The sequence below is a fragment of the Clostridium estertheticum genome, assembly GCF_011065935.2.
In the GTDB taxonomy this organism is placed as follows: domain Bacteria; phylum Bacillota; class Clostridia; order Clostridiales; family Clostridiaceae; genus Clostridium_AD; species Clostridium_AD estertheticum_A.
In genome coordinates, this window is the sequence record NZ_JAAMNH020000001.1 from 299,786 (window position 1) to 321,472 (window position 21,687).

Below are 21,687 nucleotides of genomic sequence, written 5' to 3' on the forward strand. Positions count from 1 at the left end.
AAGTACTATCAAAACTTATTAAATAAGTTTTGATAGTACCTTTATTATACCTGGTGAAATCATGAATGTAGCTTTAAAAATCTTGCACCATTTTTATACTTTAAAACAGCCCTAATCTTCTTTAGATGCATATCCTTCCATATCTTCTGTAAGTTTTATTATTTCATCAATTATATTTCCTATATGCTCTATAGTATCTAATAGTGGTTTTTCTGTTGTTATATCTACTCCTGCCATTTTAGCAAGTTCTACTGGTGTTTTAGTTCCGCCTGCTTTTAGAACTTTTCTCCAGTCATCAACGGCTGGTTGTCCTTCCTTTAAAATTCTTTTACTTACTTCTGTAGCTATGGTAAGCCCAGCACTATATGTATATGGATAAAGTCCCATATAATAATGTGGCTGTCTCATCCAAGTAAGTTCTGCGCCATCAACTATTTTCACGCAGTCTCCCCAGAACTTTTCTAGCACATCTTTTTTTATTTCATTAAGAGTTGAAGCCTGCACACTTTCACCTGCATCTATTATTTTATAAACTTCTCTTTGATACGCAGCCTCTAACAGATGAGTTACAAAGTTATGATAATACGTACGGCTAATAATAGAAGATAAGACCCATCTCTTAAATCTAGGCTCATCATTTGTTTTCATAAGATAATTTGCCATAAGCAATTCATTCATAGTAGACGGTGCTTCTACAAAATATAAAGATGGCTCTGCATCAAATATATTTTGATTTTCATTAATTAACTGAAAATGCCCTGCATGACCTAATTCATGAGCAAGTACAAATGCCTCTCTCATTTTCTCAGACCAAGATATCAAAATAAAAGGATGATTCCCGTAAGGCGTAGCACAAAAAGCACCTGTTGATTTTCCTTTGTTTACAGCAAAATCAATCCATCTTTCATCATAGCCCTTTTTAACCATTTCTAAATAATCGTCACCTAATACGGATAATGCTTCTTGAACATATTTCTTAGATTCCTCTACGGATATGGTTGGCTCAAAAGCAGGGTCTACTTCAAGCTTTAAATCTGCAAAGGTCATTTCATCAATTTTATGAATTTTCTGAAGTAGTTTTGCATATTTTCTCATATGTGGTGCTAGCTTTTCCATGATTATATCTATTTGTCTATCATATAATTCCCTCTCTATCTGTTGAGGAAATAATAAACTATCTATAACAGAATCAAAGCCTCTAAGAGTTGCTAATGTTTTTTCTTTTTGAACATGAGTCTGATAAAGTGCTGCTACTGTATGTTGATATTCTCCGAGTTTTGAAGAAAAAGCTTCGAAAGCTGCTCTTCTAATTTTAGTATTAGTTTCATACTCCCATTCATTTTCAAAAAGTACAAAACTAAGAGGATATTCAGTGCCATCTACAATAAAATTTTTAAAATCCATATCACTTAATTTAGTCGTATCATATATGGAATAAGCGGAATCTAGAGTGCCTGATAAAGCGGATAATACTTTTTCTACTTCTGGATGTAGTGAATGTTTTTTCAATCTTTTTATTTCATTTAAATAATGGCTATTTTCTTTTGAACCATCTATTGCCTCATCTATTATTTTCTCGTCCGCTTCCCTAATTTCACTTGTTACAAAGCTTAATTTACTTCCTAAATTCGATGATATGTTAATAAATTTCATATATCTAGCTTGATTTTCTATATTAGTTTGATCTGTAGAAACTGCAAGACTTGCATAGGATCCTACAAGGTTTTCATTTTGCAGTACCACTCTCATTTTATCTAAACACTCATTTATAATACTAGCTGAATTTAATTTTTCTTTATAGTTTTTTTCTATTTCTAACGTAAGCTCTTCTAAACCTGTTATAGCTAAATTATACTGCTGCTCTGTTTGGTACATTGAAGATAAATCCCAAGTAAGTGACTTGTCTACATCTTTTCTTTGTTTTAAAGCTGTTTTCATTATAAAGCCCCCTTTTTTTAGTTATACTGTTGTTTTAAAGTGTTTGAATATTATAAAATGTATTTTATATACATTCTATAGTAGGGTGATAAATTCCTTTAAAGTGGCACCTAAGGATGTAAATAGTATACGCAGCATAGAAAGATTCCTAACATCAGGAAATCGGGATCTATAGGCTTTAGTGCAAATTCCTAATAGGCAGTGTTGTTACTTGAATTCTGTGTTACAATGTATTACATAGAGTAACAAATATAGAAAATGATACAATTTATGGAATGGTTAGCTTTTATAGTTGCATATTATTTAGCATATTTAATAGACAAGCTTAATAGCTAGGAATAAACATGTAAGTAAGAGATTGCATATATTATGTCAGTTTGTTTCGATGAAAGTATGCAATCTTTACTATATATTTATAAAACATAATTAAAAAAGAGAGAAGGGTTATAAAAATGGCAGTTAGTTTAAAAAAAGGTCAAAAAGTAGATTTAACGAAGACAAATCCAGGATTAATAAAGGTATTAGTAGGACTAGGTTGGAGTACAAACAAGTATGACGGTGGTTCAGACTTCGATTTAGACGCAGCAGCATTTTTAACAGGAGAAAATGGAAAAGTAACTTCAGATTCAGATTTTATATTTTATAACAATGCAGAGCATGCATCAAAATCGGTTAAACATATGGGCGATAATAAGACAGGAGCAGGAGACGGAGATGACGAACAAATACTCATTGATCTATCTTTAGTACCAGCAAACGTTCAGAAGATTTCATTTACTGTAACGATTAATGAAGCAGAAGAAAGAAAACAAAACTTCGGGCAAGTTTCAGATTCTTACATAAGAGTAATGAGTGGAGACGGAGTTACTGAGTTAATTAAATTTGACTTGGGAGAAGACTTCAGTATCGAAACAGCTATAGTAGTTGGGGAACTATATAGAAATGGTGCTGAATGGAAATTCACTGCATTGGGTAGTGGATTCGAAGGTGGTTTAGGAGCTTTATGTACTAACTTTGGAGTTAGTATCTAAGATTTAATAACAATAAACTACTGTGTACTTTAATTATTGCACAGTAGTTTATTTTGAGAAACAACTGAGAATGGAAGTTCACGGCAACTAGTATAACAGAATTATCGGCAAGATATAACTAATAAGAAGAGTGAGCATCAGTAGCTGGAGGGGGAGCTGCTGGTGCTTATTTTGTTGTAGGAAGAATGAGCTAATTTCAATCATTTCCTAGAACAATATTGGTATTTAGCAAAATAGAAGAACAACACAATAACTGAAATTATGAGCAAATGCGACATAATATTACAAAATAACCACCAATAAAAGATGCAAAGATCTCATTTAGATGTTAGTATAGGTATACAAAGAGAATAACTTGCTTTGTATATTAAAATTATGAAGGTGAGGTACAAAACATGAATAAAACTTTAAGACCATTAATATTAACTTTAGGAATTTTAGTAACAACAGGAATAAGTTCAGCTGTGTACGCACAAGATTGTAATACAACTAACTACAAAGCGGTGTACGCAAAAAATTGTAATATCAGCAATTACACAGTTAAGCCAGGAGAAAGTTTTAAGGATATATGTGCTAAGTATGGTATAAAAGTTCCACAGGTAGTAACTCCTACAAAGGTAACCCCATGTAAGGCAATACCTGCTAAAGAAACTCCAGCAAAAGCAACACCAGCACCAGCACCAACACCAACACCAGCACCAACACCAACACCAGTAACACCAGCAACACCAGCTAAAGCAACGCCTCCAAAGGCAGCAACTGCACCAGCTTTAACTGAAAATAACAAATTAGAAAAAGAAGTAGTAACACTAGTTAATCAGGAAAGAGCGAAACAAGGACTAGCTCCTTTAAAGGATAATTCGCAGCTTTCAAATGTAGCTAGAACTAAGTCAGAGGATATGAGAGATAATAACTATTTTTCTCATACATCACCAACTTATGGATCACCTTTTGATATGATGAAAAAATTCGGAATAACATATACGGCAGCTGGTGAAAACATTGCAATGGGTCAACCAACTGCAGCTTCAGTAATGGATGCTTGGATGAACTCCCCAGGACACAAAGCTAATATTTTAAGTGCTAATTATACTGAAATAGGTGTGGGAGTAGCAAAAGATGCAAGTGGAACTGTTTATTGGACTCAAGAGTTTATAGGAAAATAAATGAGTTAATTCAAATCTATGTTTCTAAATATTGGATTTCTACAATATTTAGAAACATAGATTTTTTTATGGAATAAAAGCCTTTGAAGTGGAGTATAATGCTTGTTATTATATCTAAAATTGCCATTAAATTCATAGATTGTTTTATGAACTTTATGTTACAATTAAATATATAATATTAGAAAGGATAGTGAGGATGCAATGAAAATAATGAGAAGAATTGAAAGACAAATGAATGACGTAGAAGTACTAGAACTTTTAAAGAATACTGAATATGGTATACTTTCGACCTGTGGTGAGGACAATCAACCTTATGGAATCCCACTAAGTTATGTGTTTATAGATAAAAATATATATATTCATTGTGCAGGCGTTGGCTCTAAACTAGATAATATCAGTGTAAATGATAAGGTGAGTTTCACAATAGTTGGAAAAACAAAGGTTTTGCAAGATCAATTTAGTACAGAGTATGAAAGTGCTATAATCTTTGGACGAGCTATCATGCTTGCGGAAGAAGAAAAATATGAGCCACTAATGGAGTTTATAAGGAAATATAGTCCTGATTTTATAAAAGAGGGACAGTTATACATAGATAGAGCCAAAGAAAAAACAACATTAATTAAAATAGAGATATATAGTTTTAGTGGAAAGCATAGATTGTAAAGAATATAAATTTATTAAAATGAAAATTAATTGAAATAACTTGTAAGGAGGTTATTACAGTAGTTGGAGGGTTATAATAAATTAGAGAGTGGGATAGAATGAAATTTTTAAGAAACATAGAAAATGGATCCATAAACATCAAACAAATGGGAATCATTAAAGGGTTTCTTGTAGTACTTCTATCAATTTTGTTGGAGGTGTTAGGACAAGTACCTGTAGAAATTAAAAATTTATTTTCTGGGAGATTTGAAAAAGCATTACCTTTTGTAATTTTTGCGTTTGGGGTGCTTGTTAAATATTATGTTATTATCATTTTACTCAAGTGCCTAAGTAATTCAAGAAATGAGCGAAAACTTAAATATCACATAAATCCGATGAGTTTTGTTTTTGCAGCTATCATGATTATAGCATTTCGTCTCATATTTGATAATAGTCTAACTTTTTGGGTTAGTAGGATATCCATGCCAGATTTTATAAATGGAGCCTTCGAAGAACTCACTGTTTCACCAATTAAATTAATACTTAGTGCTGCGGTAATAGCACCTATATACGAAGAAATAATTTTTAGAGGAATATTATTAAAAGGAATGTCAAAAAAAATAAATCCAACTATAGCCCTTGTAGTATCTGCATTATTCTTTGCAGTAGTGCATTTAAACGTTCCTCAAGGAATAAATGCATTTTTACTAGGTCTGGTTATTGGATTTATATATTTAACAACGGACTCAATTTATTTAAGTATATTTGCACATTTCATAAATAACTTACTTGCTCTTTCAGTTTCCTCTAGTTTTGCATTAATAGGAGGGAAATATGCTTTAGAAATTCATGGAATGTTTTTTATTTTAGGCGTTATACTTTTAGTAATAGCTTGCATGGGGTATGAGCAAAATAAAATTAGAAATGTATCAAGTAGTTACAAACATTATATAGGAATATAGATTCGAATTAAATAAATAGCTAGGATTTATAGCATATCTCCACCCTACGATAATTAATATTGTCATAGGGTGGAGATTTTTTTATCTTATAGAAAGTTGTAAATCTTCTTCTAAAGTCTTTAGTATTGAAGCACTGCAGGTAATGATATAATGATATAATGAATATAAATTTTAAAAAAAATATGTAAAAAAATAGATATAGGTAGGTGTTTTTGTTGAAAAAAAAGAGTAAGTTCTTAAGTTTATTGTTTTTAGCTATTTTTGCAGTATCATTTGTAGGGTGTGAAAAAAATAAAGACAATGAGGAAAAAAATGTAAGTATGTATATGTGGGGAGGTAGCGAATCCATAAATAACTATATGGACAAGTGGGTGGCTCCTAGGTTAAAGGATAAGGGCATAAAATTAAATAGAGTACCTGTAACAGATATAAAGGATACAATAAATAAATTAATTACAGAGAAGCAAGTAGGGAAAATTGACGGAAGTGTAGATATACTTTGGTTAAATGGCGAAAATTTTAAACTTTCAAAGGAGAGTAAAATTTTATCAGAACCTTTTGTTGATGCATTATCAAACTATAATAAGTATGTTGCAAAGGATTCCCCTGAAGTAAAATATGACTTTGGTGAAGAAACTAGCGGACTTGAAGCACCATGGGGGAAAGTTCAATTTGTTTTTATATATGACTCTGAAAAAATAAAAACTCCTCCTAAATCCTTTGCGGAGCTGAAAATATGGATAAAAAATAATCCGGGAAAATTTGCTTATCCCTCTTCAGATGATTTTACTGGAAGTGCATTTTTACGACAAGGATTATTTGAACTAAATGGTGGATATGAAAAATTTATGACAGATTTTAATGAAAAAGCCGTGGAGGGACAGACAAAGCCGCTATGGGATTATCTTAATGAAATAAAACCGTCTCTTTGGCAACAAGGTAAGACTTATCCGGAAACTCTTGCAAAGCTAGATAAGCTATATTCTAATGGAGAAGTATGGATGACCATGGGCTATGATGAAGCAAGAGCAGAAAGTGAAATGAAAAAAGGTAACTTTCCAGATTCTACAAAAACATTTGTATTGGATAGGGGAACCTTAGCTAACACTCATTTTTTAACTATTCCATTTAATTCAAGTCATAAAGGTACAGCAAAGGAAGTAATAGACTTTTTGTTAAGTCCAGAAGCACAAATAGCAAAACTCAATCCTGATAATTGGGGAGATGGACTTTCAATAGATATTAATAAGTTATCACCAGAGGATGTCAAAAAAATAAATGAAATAGATAGAGGGAAATCAACTTTAAATTTAAAAGAACTTCAAAGTCATAGAATACCTGAAATTAAGGCTGATTACGTGAAATTTATAGAAAAAGGATGGATTGATAATGTGGCAAAAAAGTAGACCTTATATATTAATTTTACCTTCATTAATAATCATAGTAACACTATTTTTTGGAGGATTAATATTAGGATTACTTCAAAGTCTAGGATTCATGGCTGTAGGAGGGACTTCACATTTTACTATAAATGCATATAAACAACTTATGCTTTCAAAAGACTTTATAAACTCATTAGCTTTAACTTTAAGGATAGCATTAGTTTCAAGTGTTTTATCAGGAGTTTTAGCAGTAATCACAATTAGATTATTATTTATCCTAGGGGAAAATAGAAAAACTGCTTTTTTCAGAAAAGTGTTTCAGGTGCCCATGTTGGTACCGCATGTTACTGCGGCATATCTTATAATGCTTTTGTTCATGCAAAGTGGGTGGTTCTCTAGCATAGCCTATTCTATGGGGATAATTAAAAGCATGGATGCATTTCCTAGTGTAGTTAATAATCCAAATAGTTTGGGCATTGTTTTAACCTATATATGGAAAGAAACACCGTTTATAATGCTTATGATTTTTCCTATAATGAGTAGAACGCAAGATTCTTGGTTAGAAATAGCACAGGTTTTTGGCGCTAGGCGGCAAGAGTTTTTTAAAGAGGTAATATTGCCTTTAATTATACCAACCTGGTTATCATCCGTACTTATAGTATTCGCTTTTACCTTTTCAGACTTTGAGGTACCCTATTTACTAGGGATCACATATCCCAAGTTTATTTCTGTATATGCTTATAATATGTACTATAATGGACAACTTTCAGATAGACCGATTGCATTAGCTGCAAACTTTATTTTAGCTATTATCACAGCAATACTAGGCTTTGCAGCATATAAATTAGCACAGCGAAGAGATGATATGGAAGCGAGATGGTAAAAATCAATGAAAAAGCATAGTAAGGTTATATACTACATTACAATAATCATTCTTTTATTAGCCTTTTTATTGCCATTTATACCTTTGTTTATAAATAGTTTAGCTTACGATTTTAGATGGCCAAGGATTATTCCTAGTAACGTCACATGGAGGGCCTTTAAATATGTTTTTTATGAAAATCCAAATACCTATGAGGCAATCTTTAATACTTTAATCATTGCTACTTCTGTAGTTGTCATTGATATTTTGATAGCAGTTCCTGCAGCTTTTTCCTTAGTAAGATATGAATTTAAGGGGAAATTTATAATAAAAGTGATTTTATTTGCACCTATTATTATTCCGTCTTTTACTGCAATTATGGGAATGTATGTAGTTTTTATAAAGCTTGGCTTAACAGAATCTATATATGGAGTTATTTTAGCGCATATTTTACCTACATTACCTTACATGATAAAGGCTTTAATGGTAAGCTATGGAACTTTAGACTCATCATTAGAACATCAGGCTGCAGTACTTGGGGCTGGACCAATTTCTAGATTTATTTATATAAGTCTTCCACATATACTTCCAGGCATGGTTGCGGGGGCTGGTCTTACTTTTTTAATTTCTATAAGCCAGTATTTTCTAACCTTTTTAGTTGGTGGAGGTAAGGTTATTACTATATCTATAATAATGTTTCCTTTTATAAGTGGAGGAGACAATGCAATTGGTTCAGTATATGGAGTATTATTTTCTTCACTAGCAATAATAAATTTAGTTTTAATAGACTTTGTGCTTAAAAAGTATTATAAGATGAGAAATTTTAAAATTATTTAGGAGTGATTTTATGGCGAGACTAGAGATTAGGAATATAAGCAAGAAGTATGAGCAACAATATACTGAGTCATTTTCGCTGGTTAATATAGATCTAACTGTTGAGGATGGTGAATTTCTATCTATTTTAGGTACATCTGGATGTGGGAAGACCACTATATTGGGTATTATTACAGGAATCATAAAGCCGGATACTGGTAGCCTGTTTGTAGAAAATGTAGATATTACAGAAATGCCTATTGAGAAAAGAAACTTTGCATTGGTAGCTCAACAGCCTTTGCTATTTCCCAATATGAATGTAATGGACAATGTGGCCTTTGGGCTAAAAATGAAGGGTGTTAGTAAAGGCGATAGATTAGAGCTAGCTAATGATATACTTAGTAAACTAGGACTTAAAGGACTAGAAAAAAGATTTTCCACTCAGCTAAGTGGAGGAGAGAGGCAAAGAGTAGCCATAGCAAGAGCAATGGTCACAGCGCCTAAAGTTCTTTTAATGGATGAACCTTTTAATGCATTACATGAAGAATTAAGGGTAGATATGAGGGAACTATTATATAAGTTACATAAGGAAAACAGGGTTACTACTATTTTTGTAACTCATTTTAAGGAAGAAGCAAACTTTCTCTCTGATAAAATTGTTATAATGTCAAAAGGAAAAATAGATGAAATAAAACTTTTATAAATACATAGAAACCCTCTAAAGTAATAATACCTTAAAGAGTTCCTAAAATTTATAAAAGTTTATTACATTATATTATAGTATAATGCATTATTTTAATTCACTCATCATTTGAGTAGCTTCATTTTTTAATTGTTGAACCTCATTATCTGGAGCATCCTTTGTAGGATACCATCCTTTTTGTTTCATAGCATCAAATAATTTATATTGAATAGTCTGAGTGTTTTTAAAGTTGTCTACTAGTGTATTTCTTAAATTTTCACAAGAAGATTCAGTTATTCCTGTACTGTACGCGGAAATAACTTGTTTTTCTGTAGCAAGTAAATCTTGCATTAAATCTTTTTCAGGCATACTTGTATTCATACTAATCCCTCCATTTATTTATTTTATTGATGAGAATCAAGGTAAGTTTTTAAAGTAGTAAAGTTTTGTTTGTGTGTTTGGCTAGCTTCATTGCAAAGGTTTTTTAAATTTTGATCAGTGCATTGAGTTCCATATTGATTAAACTTTTTATTAAGCAATGCTTCATATCCTAATTGATCCTTAATAACTTTTAGGTTATTGCTTTCTAATTGTTTATTTGTAGTATTCATCATATTTGTTACCTCCAATTTTTTATTAGGACCACTACAGCAATATTGTGTGCCTTTTATGTTAAAATATAAGTGGTAATTTAATGTAACAACAATATATAATTTAATTGCAATCTAGAGGTGTTTTATTTAATATGCAACAAAAAAATAAAGGACATTACAATTTTTTTGTAGTAAATAGTGTAAATTTAAGAAAACTTTAAGGTGACATTAATTAATTCTTAATAATAATAGTGTACAATAAAGTTATAAACAAGGTTAGATTAGATGGGAGTGACAATTATGCCTACTATAAATATGCTTTCCACAGCGGATAAAGTCAAAGGCCAGGGGGTAGGATCGGCTTACCTAGAGCAAGTGAATTTAGTGCAAGATGGATTGGATAGTGAATATAAAGTTGTAATAAATAAGAGAATAAGAGCCGAAATAATGCATTATCATACTATCGATCTTAAGCATTATTTAAGTGTGCCTTTTGCTAAAAAGAAAGGTGTAACCGTAGGGTACGTGCATTTTTTGCCTGAGACAATTGAAGGAAGTATCAAATTACCAAAATTAATTAAAAAGATTTTTTATAAATATATTATAAGTTTTTATAACAGTATGGATTATTTAGTTACAGTAAATCCTAATTTTATAGATAGGCTTGAAGCTTATAATATTGATAGAAAAAAAATCACATATATTCCTAACTTTGTTTCAACTGAAAAATTCTATAAGCTTTCAACTGAGGATATTTGCGTAGCTAAAGAAAAATTGAAAATTGAAAAGGATGCTTTTGTTGTGCTTGGCGTAGGTCAAATACAAACTCGAAAAGGTGTCATTGATTTTATTGATATCGCAAAAAAAATGCCTGAAGTACAATTTATTTGGGCGGGTGGCTTTTCTTTTGGAAATATTACGGATGGATATAAGGAATTAAAAAATCAAATTGAACATGCACCTAAAAATATTTTATTTACAGGAATAGTTGAAAGAGATTTGATGAATGCTATATATAATGTATCGGATGTTCTTTTTATGCCATCTTATAATGAGCTTTTCCCTATGTCAATACTTGAGGCAATGAATACTTACACTCCAATACTATTAAGAGATCTGGAACTATATGAAGATATATTATTTGATTATTATTTAAAAGAACATGATAATGAGGGTTTCATTAAGGCTATAGAAAAGTTAAAAAATGATTCAAGCTATTACGAGCAGGCTAAAGAAAAAGCTATAAGAGGGCACAATTTTTATTCAAGAGAGAATGTACTTGATATGTGGAAAAATTTTTATAAAAAGGTATATCGGATAAAAGGGCGGTAAGTTAATGAAAAATTATAAATTTAATTTTATTTTGGGGATAGCTTCTGGAATTATATTTATTTTGCTGATTATTTTCACAAATGGTTGGATGGATTTAATTCATCAAATGAAAAATTTGCAAATTCAATGGATAATTGTAGCAGGTATAGCTATGGTGTTATATTGGATTTTTGAAGCTAAAACATTGCAAAGTGTTATATTTTTAATCAAAAAAGATTATAAATTTAGAGAAGCATTTAAAGTTACTATGGTAGGACAATATTTTAATTCAATTACCCCTTTTGCATCCGGGGGTCAGCCAATGCAATTATATGCACTTACGAAACAAGAATTAGGAGCTGGTAGCTCTGGTTCGGTGCTGATGATTAAATTTATTATCTATCAATCGGTATTAACTATATATTCGTTAATTCTTATATTTTGGAAGGCAAGTTTTTTCAAAAGTAAAATGAGTAATTTATTTTATTTAATAGGCATAGGATTTGCAGTTAATGCAGGCGTAATTATGTTTTTAATTATATTTTCAAAATATCGTAAATTGACGCATAAATTGATAATAACCTTATCTAAGATTTTAGATAAGCTTAAATTGGTAAAGGATATTTCAAAATTGGAAATGCGCATTAACGACAATTTAGATCAATTTCATGATAATATGGAGATTGTAAAGCATAGTGGTGCACAGATGTTTAAAGCTATTATCTATACAATATTTCAGCTAACAATAATTTTTAGTATACCTTATTTTATTTATCTTAGTTTTGGGATGAGGGGTGCTAGCATAGAAAGTATGATAGCCGGAACTGCCTTTGTAATGATGCTAACAGCTTTTATACCATTACCTGGAGCCGTGGGTGGAGCAGAGGGCGCTTTCTTTATGTTTTTTAGTTTATTTTTTGCAGCTAATAACATAATGGCCGCTATTTTATTATGGAGATTAATTACATTTTACTCTTGTATAATTTTTGGATTTTATGCCTTTATGAAGAAGTAAGTACGGTAAATTAATACATATTAAACAAGAAAATTATAGTATTTAAGGGGGCTGATTATGAATATCGGAATTTTCACTGATGCATATTATCCACAAGTAAGTGGAGTGGTTACATCTACTTTTATATTGAAAAATGAGTTAATTAGACTTGGTCATAGCGTAACTATCATTACAGTTGCACACCCGGATGTAGAAGAGGAAGAAGGTATAATGAGATTGCCTAGCATACCATTTTTTCTTTTACCTTCCCAAAGAGTTGGGATGATATATTCACGTAAAATTATGATTAGAATAAAGAAATTAGATTTAGATATTATACATACACAAACAGAATTTAGTGTAGGGATATTCGGAAGAATAGTTGCTAAAAAATTGGATATTCCTGTAGTTCATACTTATCATACTATGTATGAGGATTATATACACTATGTATCCCGTGGAATAATGCTTAAACCTGCTTCGCAATTTGCTAAAAAGGTAAGTAAACTATATTGCAGAGACTGCAGTGCTATAATAGTACCCACATTAAAGGTAAAAGATGCGTTGCAGCATTACGGGTTATTAAGACATATTGATATAATACCTACAGGAGTTGACCTTGAACCTTTCAAAAGAAGTAATTACAATGAAGACCTTATAGAAGATGAAAAAAGATCTTTTGGAATAAAAGAAGCTGAGCCAGTTATATTATTTATTGGGCGATTAGCAAAAGAAAAAAGTTTAGATATAATTATAAATAGTATGAAGGAACTAATTGCGAAAATACCAAATTGTAAACTTCTGATTGTGGGTGGCGGACCTGAACGTGAAAATCTAGAAGCTTTAGTTGCTGAACTTGATATTGAAAAATCCGTAGTATTTACTGGGGAAAAACCTTGGGCGGAAATTGGCAGGTATTATCAAATGGGAGATGTGTTTGTAGGTGCTTCACTAACTGAAACACAAGGATTGACCTTTACAGAAGCTATGGCGGCACAAATTCCTGTGGTTGCTAAGTATGATAAAAATTTAGACGATCTAATTCAAGATAAAATTAATGGAAGAATTTTCTATAGAGATGAGGATTTAGCTGGAATATTATATGAGGTTCTAATGAATAAAGAGGAATGTGCAAAAATGGTGGAAAATGCTTATGATGGAATAGAGCCATTATCATCTAGGCGTTTTGGTGAAAGTGTAGAGAAAGTTTACATGGAAGTTGAAAAACAAAATTATATGTTACAAAATCAAAAGATAACATAATTAATTTAGATAATAAAGCTGCTTTATGCAAGAGGTTAATAAGTTGCATGGGCAGCACAATAATTTTAAAAATAAACATTACCAAAATGCTATTTTTGTAATATAATAGATTTATATATAAGAATAATCAAAAGATCACTTTAATATGAGGGGATGTAGCTCAGCTGGGAGAGTACTTGAATGGCATTCAAGGGGTCGTGGGTTCGAGTCCCATTATCTCCACCAAAGAACTCCGAGTAAATCCTTCGGTAGTAATGCAATAGCCTAATAAATAAAAAAATATCTGATGATATAAGTTTACAAAACTATATTATCAGATATTTTTATTTTACTATATGTATCCTATAATATTTGTTTTTTTGGTACAATGATATAAATACAAAAGAAATGGAGCGATTAAAAATGAAAATACTTTATTATGATTGTTTTTCAGGTATTAGTGGAGATATGAATTTAGGAGCATTGCTAGACTTAGGTATAGATGAGAAATATTTAATAGATGAATTAGACAAGCTAAAGCTAAATGGATATGAGATAAAAGTTTCAAGGGGCATTAGAAAAGGCATAGAGGGTACTAAGGTAGATGTAATATTAGAAGATCTTCATGGTGATGCTGAAGGTACGCATCATCACCAACATCTTAATGGTGAAAACGTAGATGGACACTCACATGGACACATAATCAATAAGCATAGTCATCATGAACAGCGAAATCTTAAAGACATTGAGAAAATTATAGATTGCAGCGAGTTAAGTTCCAAAGTCAAAGAATTAAGCAAGAAAATGTTTATGAAGGTTGCGCTAGCTGAAGCAAAGGTTCATGGAAAACCACTATATGAAGTTCACTTCCATGAGGTAGGCGCAGTAGATTCTATTGTGGATATAGTAGGAGCTTCCATTTGCATAAGTTATTTAAATGTTGATAAAATAATGAGTTCCTCCGTAGAGCTTGGTGGTGGGTTTGTTAAGTGTGCTCATGGAATTATACCAGTGCCAGCACCTGCTACTGTGGAAATATTAAAGGGAATACCAGTAAAACTCGGAGCTGTGCCCTTCGAAACTACAACACCTACTGGTGCCGCAATTCTTGCGGCTAATGTCTGCGAATTTAAAGATAATAATAATTTTATTGTAAATAAAATCGGATATGGCATAGGTAACAGAGATACTGAAATTCCTAATGTACTAAGAGTAATGCTCGTAGAGGAGAATAATTTGTCTAATACTAATAAGGCAGAAACTGAAGACAAAGTATTTCAAGAGATTGTTGAATGTAACATAGATGATATGAATCCAGAGTTATACGAGTACATCATTGATAAGCTTTTTAGTGAAGGTGCTTTGGATGTATATTTAACTCCAATTATAATGAAAAAGGGAAGGCCAGGCATAAAAATAAGCGTTTTATGCAGGTCAGCTAAATTAGAAAAGATGAAAGAAGTATTATTTAGAGAAACTACTACCTTTGGGGTAAGAACTTTTAAAGTAGATAAAACCATGCTTGAAAGAAAATTTACCAAAGTAAATACTTCTTACGGTGAAGTTACAGTGAAAGAAGCTCATTACAAAGGTGAAAAGATAAAAAGCAAGTTAGAATATGAGGAATGTAAGAAAATAGCTGACAGTAGAGGAATATCAGTAAGAGAAGTGTTCGAGAATTTAAAAAAAGAAATCAATATATAGATAATAGTGGAGGTAAATATGTTAAAACAAAAATATGATAATTTGAAAAGTTACTTAAAGAAGCTTGGTAGTGTTGCCGTTGCATTTTCAGGAGGGGTGGATAGCACTCTATTACTGAAAGTTTGCAGCGATGTGCTCTTGGAAAACGTTCTAGCGATTATGGTAATAGCTCCTTATACACCTAAATGGGAAGTTGAGGAAGCTAAAGTTTTGCTAAAACAGTTTGGGGTTAAATATAAATTTATTGAAGTAGAAATGATAGATGAAATAAGGTTTAGTCCAAGAGATAGATGTTACATCTGCAAAAATGCTATTTTTACTAAAATAAAGCAGCAAGCAAGTGCTCTGGGAATATATAATATTTTAGATGGTACTAATTTTGACGATACTAAAGATTATAGGCCAGGGCTCAAGGCACTAAAGGAATTAAATATAATAAGTCCGCTTTTGGCAAATGAATTTTCTAAGGCAGATATAAGAAGTTTATCTAAAGAGCTTAAGCTGCAAACTTGGAATAAGCCAGCCTATGCATGCCTTCTGTCAAGGATACCTTATGGACAAGAAGTTATTGATATAGACCTTGAAAGAATAGAAGCTGCTGAGGTATATTTAATGAAACTAGGATTTAGTGGAGTTAGAGTTAGAAGTCATGAGGATTTAGCTAGAATTGAATTACCAAAGAGCTATTTTGATAAGATTCTAAATGAAAATGTCTTAGAAGAAATCTCTATGAAACTTAAAGAACTTGGATTTAAATATGTAACATTAGACCTGGAAGGATATAAAATGGGAAGCTTAAATTAAAAAGGTGGGGAATGTATGAATTCAGAAGAAACGAAGAAATTTCTTAAATCCATAAAAAGTGGTGACATATCTATTGAAGAGGGTATAGATAAATTAAAAGATTTGTCTTATTCGGATTTAGGATTTGCAAAGATAGATAATCATAGAGAACTTAGAGTTGGGTACCCAGAGGTTATATATTGTGAAGGGAAAACTGTGGAGCAGATAAATGGTATAGTTAGTTTAATGCTTACGAAAGACGTAAACATTCTTGGTACAAGGGCATCGCAGTTAATGTATGAAGGGGTAAAAGAAATATGTGATGAAGCACAGTATAATGAGCTTGCAAGAACTATTGTAATTAAAAAAAAGGAAGTAGAAATTTCAAGTACCTATATTGCATTAGTTACAGGAGGAACTTCTGATATACCAGTAGCGGAAGAAGCGGCGATTACAGCTGAAATCTTTGGAAATAAGGTGGAAAGAATTTATGATGTAGGTGTAGCCGGTATTCATAGACTATTTGAAAATCTAGATGTTATAAGACGTGCGAGAGTAGTAATTACTGTAGCAGGTATGGAAGGCGCTTTAACTAGTGTGGTAGGGGGCCTTGTGGATAAACCGGTTATAGCAGTTCCAACTAGTATAGGCTATGGAGCTAGCTTTAAGGGGCTCGCTGCATTATTGTCCATGTTAAACAGTTGCTCTAGTGGAGTTAGTGTTGTTAATATTGACAACGGCTTTGGAGCAGGATATTTAGCTAGTATTATTAATAAATTATAAATTAGATTTAATTTTTATATGGTGTTGATTACCTCATATTCTAAAAGTGAGGTAATCCACACCATTTTTACGTTACCAAATTTAACTTCTTATTAGATAAATTATAATCGTGATGGTGAAAGAATGTAGGGGATTTTTCATGGAATAAACTTAGAGTCTGTTAGCAAATTATCTACTAGCAGAACATCCTACATTCTTTCACCATCTTGGAGTAATTATAGAGAGTTAGTATTGTATACACTTTCATAAGCTTTAAGAGTATTGATTGCAGTGTTTTGCCAAGAAAATTCACTTGCTCTTTTTAACCCCTTATAGCTAAGTTCTGCTCTTAGAATATCGTTACTTAGCAAGTTGCCAATAGCTGAAGATATTTCTGAGATATCATAGGGATTTATTAAAATTCCTCCATCTCCAACGACTTCTGGAATAGAGGTAATGTTAGATGCTATTACAGGAGTGCCACAATTCATTGCCTCGAGTGGAGGGAGTCCAAAGCCTTCGTAAAAAGAAGGATATACAAAAGCATCACAAGAGTTATAGAAAATGGGTAAATGTTCTTCTGGAACATAACCGGTGAAAATAACATGAGAGTCTATTTTCAATTCATTTGTAAGTTTTACTAACCTTTGGCTAGAGTCCTTATAGCCACCTACAATAACTAAATTATAATTTTTATTTAGATCCTTATATATTTTAGAAAAAGCAATTAACACCGAAGACACATTCTTCCTTTCACTAAACCCTCCTAGGTATAGTATAAATGGGTCTGATAAATTATACATATCCTTTAGAAAGGCTTTACAAAGAACTTTATCTAAAGGGGTATATTTTTTATCTGCAGCTAGTGGAGTTACAAAAATCTTATTTTCATCTATAGGGAAAAATCTAAGAATATCCCGCTTTGAAAATTCTGACACAGTTATTATTCCATCAGCATTTCCTATAATTAAGGGCATTTCTTTTAAAAATTTTAGTAAATATCCTTTTCCCACTGTTTCGGGCATAACGTATGGAATTAAATCGTGAATAGTTATTATTTTTTTGCAAGATATTTGCTCAGAGTAACCTATTCCGTTTTGGGGCATATGATATATGTCTATTTTCTCTTTTGACAAGTTGGCTGGAAAATAGTGATCCTCAAAGAATCTTTGATGTCTTTTAGAGGTCATTATTATTTTGCAGTTTTCTTTTTTTATACTTTCGTAATTATTACCTGACCAATAAACATTGTAGTTATTTATAGAATCTATGTTAATTAAATTTTTAAGTAGATTTTCTGTATAAGTGCCTATACCTGTGCCACTATAAAAATTGATACCTCTAGCATCAATTGCAATCCTCATGGGATTCACTCCTTAATATTATTAGAAAAACCCTGTATTCATAATTAACTCATCTCGGTTAAAAGATAATATATATTAATATATTATTTCAACTTAAAAAGTGTGCTATTTGCCTAAAGATAATTGTGCACAAATTATTCAGTGCGTTCATATACTACAATAGAACAATATTTCGGAGGCATGCATTTGGAAATCCAGGAATTAAAGCAGTTAGTAAAAGACAATTATTCTCTTTGTATTAATAATATAGAGAAAATAAAAAATGTATACAGAATAGAAACTGAAAATGAGATGTATTGCTTGAAAATCATTAATTATGACTTTAAGCATTTTTTATTTATTATTGGTGCAATAAAACATTTGCAGGTTAATGGTTTTCAAAAGATACCTGGAATTATTGCGACTATTGATAACAAAGAGTACATTAGCATTGAAAAGAAATACGCTTATTTAACACCTTGGCTAAACGCAAGAGAATGCAATTATGATAATCCTGTAGAAATAAAATTATGTACCTCAAAGCTTGCGCAGCTTCACAAAAAAAGTTTGAATTTTAAAGTTACACCTGACATGAAACCTAGAATAGGATGGTTAAAATGGATAGAAACTTTTAAAACCAGAGAAAAGGAAATATTAGATTTCAAAAGAAGAATAAATGAAAAAGAATGCATTACGGAATTTGATAAAAATTATTTAATAATAATGGAGGAAGAGCTGACGAGAGGCAATAGATCAATATATAATTTATGCAAAAGTGAATATATAAATAAAATGAAAGAGGAAATTAAACATAGGGGGTTATGCCACCATGATTATGCTCATCATAATGTATTAATAGAAAAAAGTGGAGGCGTGAATATTATTGATTTTGATTATTGCATCTTAGACACTCATTTACATGATTTAAGTAGCCTGCTTATAAGGAGAATGAAAAATGGCAAATGGAGCTTAGATAATGCACTTTTTATTATGGATGAATATGATGCTACAAATTCCATATATAAAAGTGACATAGAGGTAATGGCAGCATTTATGGAATTTCCTCAGGAATATTGGCAAACAGGAATTCAGTATTATTGGGAAAAAAAGGACTGGGGAGAAGAGTTTTTTTTAAAGAAACTTGAAAAGATTAATGAGGATAGGATGGATAGGCAAATTTTTATAGAAAAATTAAGAAAAATAAATTATGGGAGGTAGTATTGTGGGGAAAAACAAAGAGGAAATGTACAGTAAAGAAAGTGAAATTGACATCATTCAGCCACAGGAATCCACTGTAGAAGAATATGATATGAAGCTTGAGAGGATGGAGGAGGAGGTTAAAAAACTTAAAAAAATTAGAAAAAGACAAAAGAAACTTAGTGAGTTAGAATTTGAGCAAAGAGAGATATTAAAGAAAATGGAGAAGAATTCTAAAAAGAATAGATAGTATGTGGTTATTATATAGCAATTAATAGATCTAATTAGAGGTGGTGCCAGTGGCAATAAGCATCTATAATGATTTTTCTGACTATATGGTGTTTAAGGGTATTAAGAATGTATTAGCAACAGATTTTAAATATAAAAATGTAGATTCAGACATAACTGAAGAATTAATAATAGAACAGTTTGGTGCTATTCATGATTTTCATGAGAAATCTTTGGGGTTTAATGGATATCTAAGGAATAGGTTAAATAACAATACAGGAAAAGTCATAGAAGACTATAAAATTTATATTAAAAGGCTGACTGGGGATATAAATAGTATTAAGACAACTCAACCTAAAAATTCCTTTGAAGAATTAGTTATTGAATATGGGGAAGGAGTTATAAAAAGAGGGGAAGCGTGTATAAGAGCAGTATATCAAACTGACTATATAGGGATTATAACAAGAAGTATGAGAAAAACAGAAATATGCTTAGGCAATACAGATTTCCAAAACCTCCAAAAAAATAATTTTACTTACGTAGTTAGTTTTGAAGATTGTAGCTATAACATGGTGGAAATGGATTGTTTTATTTTGCTTAGTAAATTAAAAAGAAAAGGATTGGAACTTGATTTTCAAAGACTTGCACACGAATTCTGTTATATCGAAGGACTAGATGAAAGTAGCTTCGAATTCCTAATAGCTCTAGTTTCTTATCCACATGAATTTATGAAATGTTGTAATAAGTATCGTGAAACGAAAAATAAGGTACAAGAGGACAGATTTTCTAAGAAACTTTTAAAAGCCTTAACGAAAGATGGAGATTCTTTATTTTAAGTTAGAAAGTGAATAATAAAAAACACAATATTGTATTATCGAAGATAATAAACAGCTTCGAGGATGATAAATAGCTTCAAAGATAATAAATAGCTGAGATAGGAATGATTTAATGAGGTGAGAACATGTTAGACGTTAGATATAAAGATAAGACTTATTTAAGTAAATATGATTTAGATGTAAATTTATTTAGCGAATTTGATTTATTGGTGAGCGATGTTATCCCAGTAAGAAAAGTATTTATACTAAATACGGATAAAGGGGATAAGGTTTTAAAAAAAGTGAGCTATAGCATTTCCCAACTTGAATTTATTAATTATGGTCTTGAGTATATTAAAAACAATAATTTTAATAAAATAATTGAATTCGAAAAGACAAAAGATCAACTCATATATGTCCATTGGAAAGATGATATATATTGTATCATGAGTTTAGTGGAGGGTAGAGAGTGTGAGTATAGCAATCCTGTAGATGTCATGTTAACATCCAGAGCACTAGCTGAGCTTCATAGGTCATCGGAGGGGCTTATAAATGAAGAAGCCTTCCAGATACTATTAGTACAAAATCAAAAGCGGTATTTATGTGGTAAAATAATAGAAAATTTTAATAAAAAATTAAGTGAACTTATGTTTTTTAAAAGTATAGCAACACTATATGAAAATAAAAATGAGTTTGATTATATATTCTTAGAACACGAAAAGTATTATGAGGATAATATAAAACAAAGCATAAAAATTCTGGAAGCATCGGAATATTATAATTTATGCAAGGAAAAAGAAAAAATTGTATTTTGTCATCATGACTTAGCTCACCATAATATATTAATTAATGTGCAGCAAGTATATTTCTTAGACTTTGATTATGCAGTGGTAGATTTAAAGGTACATGATATTTGTAATTTCATAAACAAGGTCATTAAAAATTTCGCCTATGATATAGAAAAATGCCATAGCATTTTAAATGAATATATATCAGTAAGCCCATTAGATCATCGGGAACTAAAGGTATTGTACGGGATGCTTAGCTTTCCTGAGGATTTTTACAGTATAGCAAGAGATTATTACACAAGAAAAAAACAATGGAGTGAAGAGGTATTTTTAAGCAGATTAAAAAGCAAAGTGGAATATAGAGAAAATAGAGAAGCGTTTTTAGAGGACTTTAAGAGCTATTATAATTGCTAGTTAAGAATCCCCCTATAGTGATAAATACACTATGG

General features: G+C 31.1%; 21 protein-coding genes, 1 tRNA gene and 1 pseudogene. 19 read left to right on the forward strand and 4 right to left on the reverse strand.

Going from position 1 to position 21,687, the window contains the following annotated elements:
* Window positions 1–111 precede the first annotated feature (111 nt).
* Window positions 112–1,938, reverse strand: a complete 1,827-nt coding sequence (gene pepF / locus G9F72_RS01355) for an oligoendopeptidase F (RefSeq protein ID WP_164956965.1) — start codon at window positions 1,936–1,938, stop codon at window positions 112–114.
* A 452-nt stretch (window positions 1,939–2,390) separates the two neighbouring features.
* Between pepF and G9F72_RS01360 the strand changes: the two genes are divergently transcribed.
* From G9F72_RS01360 to G9F72_RS01395, 8 genes and pseudogenes are all read left to right on the forward strand, one after another.
* Window positions 2,391–2,969: a TerD family protein gene (locus G9F72_RS01360; RefSeq protein ID WP_164956964.1), complete on the forward strand. Its 579-nt coding sequence runs from the start codon at window positions 2,391–2,393 to the stop codon at window positions 2,967–2,969.
* A 646-nt stretch (window positions 2,970–3,615) separates the two neighbouring features.
* Window positions 3,616–4,135 (forward strand): annotated as a pseudogene (locus G9F72_RS01365) (CAP domain-containing protein); the annotation flags it as partial.
* 201 nt (window positions 4,136–4,336) lie between these two features.
* Window positions 4,337–4,798, forward strand: coding sequence for a pyridoxamine 5'-phosphate oxidase family protein (locus G9F72_RS01370; RefSeq protein ID WP_164956962.1), 462 nt, complete (start codon window positions 4,337–4,339; stop codon window positions 4,796–4,798).
* Between the two features lie 98 nt (window positions 4,799–4,896).
* Window positions 4,897–5,739 (forward strand): CPBP family intramembrane glutamic endopeptidase, encoded by an 843-nt coding sequence (locus G9F72_RS01375; protein WP_164956961.1) that lies wholly within the window; start codon window positions 4,897–4,899, stop codon window positions 5,737–5,739.
* A 215-nt stretch (window positions 5,740–5,954) separates the two neighbouring features.
* Window positions 5,955–7,145 (forward strand): ABC transporter substrate-binding protein, encoded by a 1,191-nt coding sequence (locus tag G9F72_RS01380; protein ID WP_224675915.1) that lies wholly within the window; start codon window positions 5,955–5,957, stop codon window positions 7,143–7,145.
* Window positions 7,129–8,004, forward strand: coding sequence for an ABC transporter permease (locus tag G9F72_RS01385; RefSeq protein ID WP_164956960.1), 876 nt, complete (start codon window positions 7,129–7,131; stop codon window positions 8,002–8,004). The genes G9F72_RS01380 and G9F72_RS01385 overlap by 17 nt, the downstream gene beginning before the upstream one ends.
* Before the next feature lie 6 nt (window positions 8,005–8,010).
* A complete protein-coding gene (locus G9F72_RS01390) occupies window positions 8,011–8,820 on the forward strand; it encodes an ABC transporter permease (protein WP_164956959.1) in 810 nt (269 codons plus the stop codon).
* A gap of 10 nt (window positions 8,821–8,830) precedes the next feature.
* Entirely contained in the window at window positions 8,831–9,499 is a 669-nt protein-coding gene (locus tag G9F72_RS01395) for an ABC transporter ATP-binding protein (protein ID WP_164956958.1), read from the forward strand.
* A gap of 87 nt (window positions 9,500–9,586) precedes the next feature.
* Here G9F72_RS01395 and G9F72_RS01400 read toward each other — a convergent pair whose 3' ends face one another.
* Window positions 9,587–9,847 (reverse strand): spore coat protein, encoded by a 261-nt coding sequence (locus G9F72_RS01400; protein ID WP_164957065.1) that lies wholly within the window; start codon window positions 9,845–9,847, stop codon window positions 9,587–9,589.
* Between the two features lie 35 nt (window positions 9,848–9,882).
* Entirely contained in the window at window positions 9,883–10,092 is a 210-nt protein-coding gene (locus G9F72_RS01405) for a hypothetical protein (protein ID WP_411955924.1), read from the reverse strand.
* Window positions 10,093–10,371: 279 nt separating this feature from the next.
* Between G9F72_RS01405 and G9F72_RS01410 the strand changes: the two genes are divergently transcribed.
* The 7 genes from G9F72_RS01410 to larB all read left to right on the forward strand — a co-directional run bounded on the left by G9F72_RS01410 (window position 10,372) and on the right by larB (window position 16,888).
* The gene (locus G9F72_RS01410) at window positions 10,372–11,403 is read left to right on the forward strand and encodes a glycosyltransferase family 4 protein (RefSeq protein ID WP_164956957.1); all 1,032 of its coding nucleotides are present in this window, start codon (window positions 10,372–10,374) and stop codon (window positions 11,401–11,403) included.
* Between the two features lie 4 nt (window positions 11,404–11,407).
* Window positions 11,408–12,397, forward strand: a complete 990-nt coding sequence (locus G9F72_RS01415; protein ID WP_164956956.1) for a YbhN family protein — start codon at window positions 11,408–11,410, stop codon at window positions 12,395–12,397.
* Window positions 12,398–12,454: 57 nt separating this feature from the next.
* Window positions 12,455–13,639, forward strand: coding sequence for a glycosyltransferase family 4 protein (locus G9F72_RS01420; protein ID WP_164956955.1), 1,185 nt, complete (start codon window positions 12,455–12,457; stop codon window positions 13,637–13,639).
* Window positions 13,640–13,788: 149 nt separating this feature from the next.
* A tRNA-Ala gene (locus G9F72_RS01425) sits at window positions 13,789–13,864 on the forward strand.
* A gap of 177 nt (window positions 13,865–14,041) precedes the next feature.
* Window positions 14,042–15,322: a nickel pincer cofactor biosynthesis protein LarC gene (gene larC / locus G9F72_RS01430; RefSeq protein ID WP_164956954.1), complete on the forward strand. Its 1,281-nt coding sequence runs from the start codon at window positions 14,042–14,044 to the stop codon at window positions 15,320–15,322.
* An 18-nt stretch (window positions 15,323–15,340) separates the two neighbouring features.
* The gene (gene larE / locus G9F72_RS01435) at window positions 15,341–16,126 is read left to right on the forward strand and encodes an ATP-dependent sacrificial sulfur transferase LarE (protein WP_164956953.1); all 786 of its coding nucleotides are present in this window, start codon (window positions 15,341–15,343) and stop codon (window positions 16,124–16,126) included.
* A gap of 15 nt (window positions 16,127–16,141) precedes the next feature.
* Window positions 16,142–16,888: a nickel pincer cofactor biosynthesis protein LarB gene (gene larB / locus G9F72_RS01440; RefSeq protein WP_164956952.1), complete on the forward strand. Its 747-nt coding sequence runs from the start codon at window positions 16,142–16,144 to the stop codon at window positions 16,886–16,888.
* 215 nt (window positions 16,889–17,103) lie between these two features.
* On the opposite strand, the gene G9F72_RS01445 is transcribed toward larB, so the two are convergent.
* A complete protein-coding gene (locus tag G9F72_RS01445; protein WP_164956951.1) occupies window positions 17,104–18,231 on the reverse strand; it encodes a glycosyltransferase family 4 protein in 1,128 nt (375 codons plus the stop codon).
* A 186-nt stretch (window positions 18,232–18,417) separates the two neighbouring features.
* On the opposite strand from G9F72_RS01445, the gene G9F72_RS01450 reads away from it, so the two are divergent.
* From G9F72_RS01450 to G9F72_RS01465, 4 genes are all read left to right on the forward strand, one after another.
* A complete protein-coding gene (locus tag G9F72_RS01450) occupies window positions 18,418–19,428 on the forward strand; it encodes a CotS family spore coat protein (RefSeq protein ID WP_164956950.1) in 1,011 nt (336 codons plus the stop codon).
* Window positions 19,429–19,432: 4 nt separating this feature from the next.
* The gene (locus G9F72_RS01455; RefSeq protein WP_224675916.1) at window positions 19,433–19,657 is read left to right on the forward strand and encodes a hypothetical protein; all 225 of its coding nucleotides are present in this window, start codon (window positions 19,433–19,435) and stop codon (window positions 19,655–19,657) included.
* Window positions 19,658–19,706: 49 nt separating this feature from the next.
* Window positions 19,707–20,471: a spore coat protein gene (locus G9F72_RS01460; RefSeq protein ID WP_164956949.1), complete on the forward strand. Its 765-nt coding sequence runs from the start codon at window positions 19,707–19,709 to the stop codon at window positions 20,469–20,471.
* A 125-nt stretch (window positions 20,472–20,596) separates the two neighbouring features.
* A complete protein-coding gene (locus G9F72_RS01465; protein WP_164956948.1) occupies window positions 20,597–21,652 on the forward strand; it encodes a CotS family spore coat protein in 1,056 nt (351 codons plus the stop codon).
* The last annotated feature ends 35 nt before the right edge of the window (window positions 21,653–21,687 follow it).